Raw genomic sequence first — 6,000 nt, forward strand, 5'->3', positions numbered from 1 at the left:
TGAAAATGGCATCTTACAGGTGCCATTTTTTTACATAAAGAAAAGGCTTAAAGAATGGATAAAGAAAACCTACTGGAAATTGCTAACACAGTAATTCCATTTGGAAAATATAAAGGAAGAATGTTAATTGATCTTCCGGAAGAATATCTGCTCTGGTTTGCCCGTAAGGGGGAATTTCCACAAGGCAAGTTGGGGACACTAATGAAAATGACCCTTGCAATTAAGATTGAAGGGCTGGATTCACTGGTAAAACCATTGAAAAAATCCTAATTAACCGTAAGTTGAGTCAAGTGGCGCTATCGGTGATGAAATATCGATTAGTGCACCACTTTTATATAAATCTATACGAACATTTATGATGTATGTTTAAGTATTCTCTTAAATTTTAAACCTAATACCATTGATAGAGTTATACAGTTTGTTAATAAGCCAAAAACAAGCCCACACCAAAAGCCAATAAAGCCCATTTTCTCTGTAATCAGGTCTGTTAACCCTAATGTAAAAGCCAAAGGTACGCCAATAAACCAATAACCGAAAAGAGGAACATAGAAAACTATTTTTGTCTCATGAAACCCACGTAAAATCCCTGATAATATGGAGTGTATAGAATCAAATAGTTGAAATAAGAATAAAAAGACGATTACTCCGAGAGCTATATTTATTACAAGAATATCTTTTGTATATAAACTGATAATGTGTTCAGCATAAAGAAAAAATATAATTCCTAGCATAAGAGTAATCAAAGTAGTGGATATTAAAGAGAGTAAACTAAATCCTAGTGTTGATGAATAATCTTTCTTAGCACTCAAGTAGCTTATTTTTACTGTTGTAACAGCAGAAAATCCACCGCCAATAGTTAGTATCATGGCTGATATGATAATTATAATATTATTGGCTGCAATATATACGGAGCCTAAAGTTGCAATGCCAAGTGAAATGGCATCAATAAATATCATTTCAACAAAGAGTGCTAATCCACTTGGGATACCGATCAAAAACAATCTTTTTAATCTTGAGTTGAGTTTTAGATATAATTTAAATCTGTATTTTTCATATTCTTTTTTTCGCAAAAAATAGATAATCAGCAAGATAGCACTGAGGGTGTTGATAATTGCAGTTGTGATCCCTGCTCCTACTCCACCCATTTCTGGTACGCCAAATTTACCAAAAACGAAAATGTAGTTTAAAGGTATATTGACTATAAGAGCAAAAATAGAGATATACATCGCAACTTTGGTGTTTTCAAGTGCTTGCAACAAAGAACGAAAGACATTGAATATCATCACACCCGGTACACCAAATGCCATAGCTGTAATATAACCTTTTGTGATGTGTACAACATCTTCATCAATACCAATAAGCGATAAAAGCTGAACCGATAATAATAAGAAGACAACAATAGGAATCGATAAAATCAATGCAGCAGATATGTAATTATTAACACACTCTTTAATGCCTTCGATATCATTATTTGCCCGAAGTTTAGCAACATCAGCAGATAGCATCAGGATAACGCCAAAACCCAATACAAAGATGGGGAACCAAATACTACTCCCTAGCGATACGGCAGCGAGCGCATTTGTCGAGTAGTGGCCTGATACGATAACATCCACGGCACTCATTGCTATTCTGGTAAGCTGCGTTACTATGATTGGGGTTGATAGTAAAAAAAGATACTTTATATCGTTCAACAAGGCAGTTTTTTGCATGATTTTCCCTGTAAAAATATTATTTTTTTAATTACCCTGTATTAATTTCAACATAATAGAATGATCGTATAAGTAGCTACGGTTTTTATTTTTTTTGAAAGTTTATTACTGAGTGGCTGAGATAAATAGTAGAGTATGTTATTAGGACTGAAATTTTTTAGATTAATTAAAACTAATACTGATTATAATCATCAAATAAAAACTAATGCAACATATTGTTAACACTTTGTTCGTAAAATATCACTTTTATTAGGTTTTGAGAGTATGGCTATTTTGTGGATTCCATTAACCATTTGATATATAGTGAATTAATTATTTTGTTCTATATTAATGGCGGACAGGTTTTTATTGTAAGGGTAGTATTTTAACTTTTGTGATTGTATTTTCAGGTGATAACTATTTTTCATTACCAAAATGACTTATGTTTTTTTAATATGTTTTATGGTTTTTCTTTACATTGAAGATGATATGGGAGTTTTTATTTTATCGGGTTTATACTAAATTATTTTAAGGTGGTAATATGAATATTGATAATAATATAGTTTTATCTGAGAAAACAGAAGAATTGTCACCTATTACTGTATCTATACCTGATGGTGCTGATGTTATTGTTGGACAACATATATATCTAGTCGTAACAGTGAAATCACCACAGGTTAAATCTATTAAAAGTATCACAATAGATGTTCCAAATAATAATATAGTGGTAAAAAAGGAAGAGGATTGGAAACTCATTGATGATACTTCTGGAAAAGCGATGTTTATGTTGAAGATTGATGATAAATTATCATCAAATACTTCAATTAGCTATACGGTTCATGCTTATACGGATAAGAATGTTGATGTAGTGGGAATTGCACCTTTGATAGTAAATTATACAACAAAAAAAGTGAATGAATGGGGGAACTCTATTTCATTATCACCAAATATGATTCTTATTCAATTACAACAAAAAAGTAATCCTATTGATGATCCAAATAGTAAATATATTCTTTATTCCGGAAAGCTTTCTGATGAAAATAATATACCATTAAAAAATACTCAGCTAATGATATCGTCTGTATCAATTGGGAGGGCATTACTGAGTGTGAATATCACAACAGATCCTGTTGATGGTAAAAATCCTGATCTTATAGAGACTCAACCTCTAAATGAATTCTATGATTTCTTCATGGTTAATAGTGATGAAAATGGTAATGTGAACTTTCGTATTTATCCAAAAGAACATAGTAGTGTAATACTAGAGCTAAATACTCAAATATTGGGTATTGGCTATGCAATTCCTCTTCAAACTACATATATTATTGCAGGTGACATTCCCTCTCCAAAACTTTCTGCACCAAGAGTTATTGGAATGTTATCTGGAGGAGTGTTTAAAAAAGAAAAAGAAGATAAAAAGTTTAGAGTATATATTCCTAACTATCTAAATTCTCGTCCAAACAATATTATTATATTTTTAGTTAAAGATGAAAATAATAATAGTATTACACTGGAATCAACAATTATAGGGAAAGTTAACTCTGCTGGTTATAATTTTCAGTTATCATATGAAAAAATACCATTTAATAAAAAGCTTGGGCTCTATTATATAGCTTTGGACATAGCTGCAAATTATGTGTATTCTAATAGTCTAAATGTTATCTTTGAAGATGATTCTGCATCTGGAACTGATCCCAATAATGGCGGCAACACAGGGAATGGAAATCACTGTGATAATGGTCTCTATAACAAAGTAGATGTCGATTCAAACTATGAAGACGGGAAATTCAGCTTAAAAATAAAAAGCATTACACTGATTTGATGCTTTTAAATTACCTGAACATCAAAAGAAAAGCAGGGCGATTTAGCTATACATGATAATAAGAAAAAATCCCTGAAGACTTGCGCCTTCAGGGATTCAGAATTTTGGTGGAGCTAAGCGGGATCGAACCGCTGACCTCTTGCATGCCATGCAAGCGCTCTCCCAGCTGAGCTATAGCCCCACAAATGTGGCGTTCCGAATCAAGATATTTTTGGTGGAGCTAAGCGGGATCGAACCGCTGACCTCTTGCATGCCATGCAAGCGCTCTCCCAGCTGAGCTATAGCCCCAAATCAAAATCCTGTGGAACGGAGCGCATCATATGAAACCCAGCGAATTCTGTCAACGAATTCATTAGTATTCTATGTATAAGCGCTGAAAAAGCCATCAATACTAGGTTGTGAGAATAAAAAATAAAGGCACAACAATAAACTGAGTGCCTTTACATTTACGTTAGCCTGTTTCTAATGCTGATTATTGCGCTTCACGCTGTGCAATATAAGCGAGTGCTTTATCAATACGAGCTAATGAACGAGCCTGATTGATGGCGTGAATGGTTACATCAACACTTGGTGATTGGCCTGCACCAGTAACTGCAACGCGCAGTGGCATGCCTACTTTACCCATTCCTACTTCCAGTTCGTCAGCTGTTGCCTGAATAGCGTGATGAATATTTTCAGGTGTCCATTCGGTAATGGATGCCAGTTTAGTGCGTACAACTTCTAATGGCTGACGCGCAACCGGACGCAGATGTTTTTTCGCGGCATCAGCATCGAACTCTGCAAACTCTTCATAGAAGTAACGCCCAGCGCTGGCCATTTCTTTTAATGTTTTGCAACGCTCACCCAGCAGTTTAATCAGATCCGCTAGTTCTGGGCCTGTGCGGGTATCGATACCTTGCTGTTCAATATGCCATGCTAAATGAACGGCAACTTCTTCTGCTGGCAGGGTATTGATGTAATGATGGTTCAGCCAAAGCAATTTTTCAGTATTGAAAGCACTGGCTGATTTGCTGATAGCATCGAGGCTGAACAGTTCAGTCATTTCTTCAACTGTGAAAATTTCCTGATCACCGTGTGACCAGCCCAAACGTACCAGATAGTTCAGCAATGCTTCTGGCAAGTAACCATCATCGCGATATTGCATTACGCTGACCGCGCCATGGCGTTTGGACAGTTTTTTACCGTCGTCACCGAGGATCATAGAAACATGTGCATATTCTGGTACTGGCGCGTTGAGCGCTTTCAGAATATTAATCTGACGTGGTGTGTTGTTGATATGGTCTTCACCACGAATAACGTGAGTGATTTCCATATCCCAGTCATCAATAACAACACAGAAGTTATAAGTTGGTGAACCATCAGTACGGCGGATGATCAAATCGTCCAGTTCCTGATTACTGAATTCAATCGGACCACGGATGCTGTCATTAAAAATAACAGAACCTTCCTGTGGGTTGCGGAAACGTACAACATGGGGTTCATCATGACTGTGCTGGCACTCACTATCACGGCAACGGCCGTCATAACGAGGTTTTTCACCATTTGCCATTTGAGTTTCACGCAATTGCTCCAGATGTTCCTTGGAACAGTAGCAACGATAGGCTGTACCATTTACCAGCATTTCATCAATAACCTGATTGTAACGGTCAAAACGTTTAGTCTGATAATAAGGGCCTTCATCCCAATTCAGGTTTAACCAGTTCATTCCATCCATAATCGCATCAATGGCTTCCTGAGTTGAACGCTCCAGGTCAGTGTCTTCAATGCGCAGAACGAATTCACCTTTGTTATGGCGACTGTATAGCCAGGAATAAAGGGCGGTGCGTGCGCCACCAACGTGAAGGTAGCCAGTAGGACTTGGCGCAAAACGGGTTTTTATTTTACTCATTGGGAGTTGCCTTAATGACGTTCTACTTCTCAGAGAACGTTTTGGATGATTGAAGTAACAATTAAAATAACAATAGTGGGGAGCATTTTATCACTGGACTTCAATTCCTCAATGGCGTTGATGGTAGGTTATTGAGAAAAACCCAAATGCATTGCCTAAATGATAACCTTATGTGACTATAATTGTTTCATTCTGTGTAATTTTGCGACGAACGGAAATTTTAGCAATAAAAACCGTTGACTCACCTCGAACTATCCCTATAATGCGACTCCATCACGACGGGGCGATTAGCTCAGTTGGTAGAGCATCTCCCTTACAAGGAGGGGGTCATCAGTTCGAATCTGGTATCGCCCACCACTATCAGTGATAAACTGAAAGCGGCAGGCCGTAGTGATAAAAAATGATTTTATGATTGGGCGATTAGCTCAGTTGGTAGAGCATCTCCCTTACAAGGAGGGGGTCATCAGTTCGAATCTGGTATCGCCCACCAATCATGAATCAGTGATATATCGATGTTGTTACAGATAATTATTCGGTAATAGTCATCATGCAGTAATAGTCAGCATGAAGTGGGCGATTAGCTCAGTTGGTAGAGCATCTCC

Annotated in this window: 4 protein-coding genes and 4 tRNA genes; 4 read left to right on the top strand and 4 right to left on the bottom strand. The window is 36.8% G+C overall.

Annotated features, from left to right (window positions below):
- Nucleotides 1-54 precede the first annotated feature (54 nt).
- The gene (locus AACX38_RS14545; RefSeq protein WP_228864759.1) at nt 55-270 is read left to right on the top strand and encodes a DUF3820 family protein; all 216 of its coding nucleotides are present in this window, start codon (nt 55-57) and stop codon (nt 268-270) included.
- A gap of 83 nt (nt 271-353) precedes the next feature.
- Here the strand turns inward: AACX38_RS14545 and AACX38_RS14550 are convergent, their stop codons facing one another.
- A complete protein-coding gene (locus AACX38_RS14550) occupies nt 354-1,709 on the bottom strand; it encodes an MATE family efflux transporter (RefSeq protein ID WP_228864763.1) in 1,356 nt (451 codons plus the stop codon).
- Between the two features lie 520 nt (nt 1,710-2,229).
- Between AACX38_RS14550 and AACX38_RS14555 the strand changes: the two genes are divergently transcribed.
- Nucleotides 2,230-3,510, top strand: coding sequence for a hypothetical protein (locus AACX38_RS14555; protein WP_228864765.1), 1,281 nt, complete (start codon nt 2,230-2,232; stop codon nt 3,508-3,510).
- A 105-nt stretch (nt 3,511-3,615) separates the two neighbouring features.
- On the opposite strand, the gene AACX38_RS14560 is transcribed toward AACX38_RS14555, so the two are convergent.
- The 3 genes from AACX38_RS14560 to gltX form a co-directional block, all read right to left on the bottom strand.
- A tRNA-Ala gene (locus tag AACX38_RS14560) sits at nt 3,616-3,691 on the bottom strand.
- 31 nt (nt 3,692-3,722) lie between these two features.
- Nucleotides 3,723-3,798: transfer RNA gene (locus tag AACX38_RS14565), tRNA-Ala, on the bottom strand.
- Between the two features lie 184 nt (nt 3,799-3,982).
- Nucleotides 3,983-5,398, bottom strand: a complete 1,416-nt coding sequence (gene gltX / locus AACX38_RS14570; protein ID WP_228864766.1) for a glutamate--tRNA ligase — start codon at nt 5,396-5,398, stop codon at nt 3,983-3,985.
- Nucleotides 5,399-5,679: 281 nt separating this feature from the next.
- Between gltX and AACX38_RS14575 the strand changes: the two genes are divergently transcribed.
- Together AACX38_RS14575 and AACX38_RS14580 are read left to right on the top strand one after the other, a co-directional pair.
- Nucleotides 5,680-5,755: transfer RNA gene (locus tag AACX38_RS14575), tRNA-Val, on the top strand.
- A 57-nt stretch (nt 5,756-5,812) separates the two neighbouring features.
- Nucleotides 5,813-5,888, top strand: a tRNA-Val gene (locus tag AACX38_RS14580).
- Nucleotides 5,889-6,000 lie beyond the last annotated feature (112 nt).

Source organism: Xenorhabdus sp. PB30.3 (assembly GCF_963895965.1).
GTDB classification, from domain to species: Bacteria; Pseudomonadota; Gammaproteobacteria; order Enterobacterales; family Enterobacteriaceae; genus Xenorhabdus; species Xenorhabdus stockiae.

Excerpts from the sequence above, each read along its gene's own strand:
- AACX38_RS14545 (WP_228864759.1), top strand. The coding sequence starts at position 55 with ATGGATAAAGAAAACCTACTGGAAATTGCTAACACAGTAATTCCATTT.
- AACX38_RS14550 (WP_228864763.1), bottom strand. The coding sequence starts at position 1,709 with ATGCAAAAAACTGCCTTGTTGAACGATATAAAGTATCTTTTTTTACTA.
- AACX38_RS14555 (WP_228864765.1), top strand. The coding sequence starts at position 2,230 with ATGAATATTGATAATAATATAGTTTTATCTGAGAAAACAGAAGAATTG.
- gltX (WP_228864766.1), bottom strand. The coding sequence starts at position 5,398 with ATGAGTAAAATAAAAACCCGTTTTGCGCCAAGTCCTACTGGCTACCTT.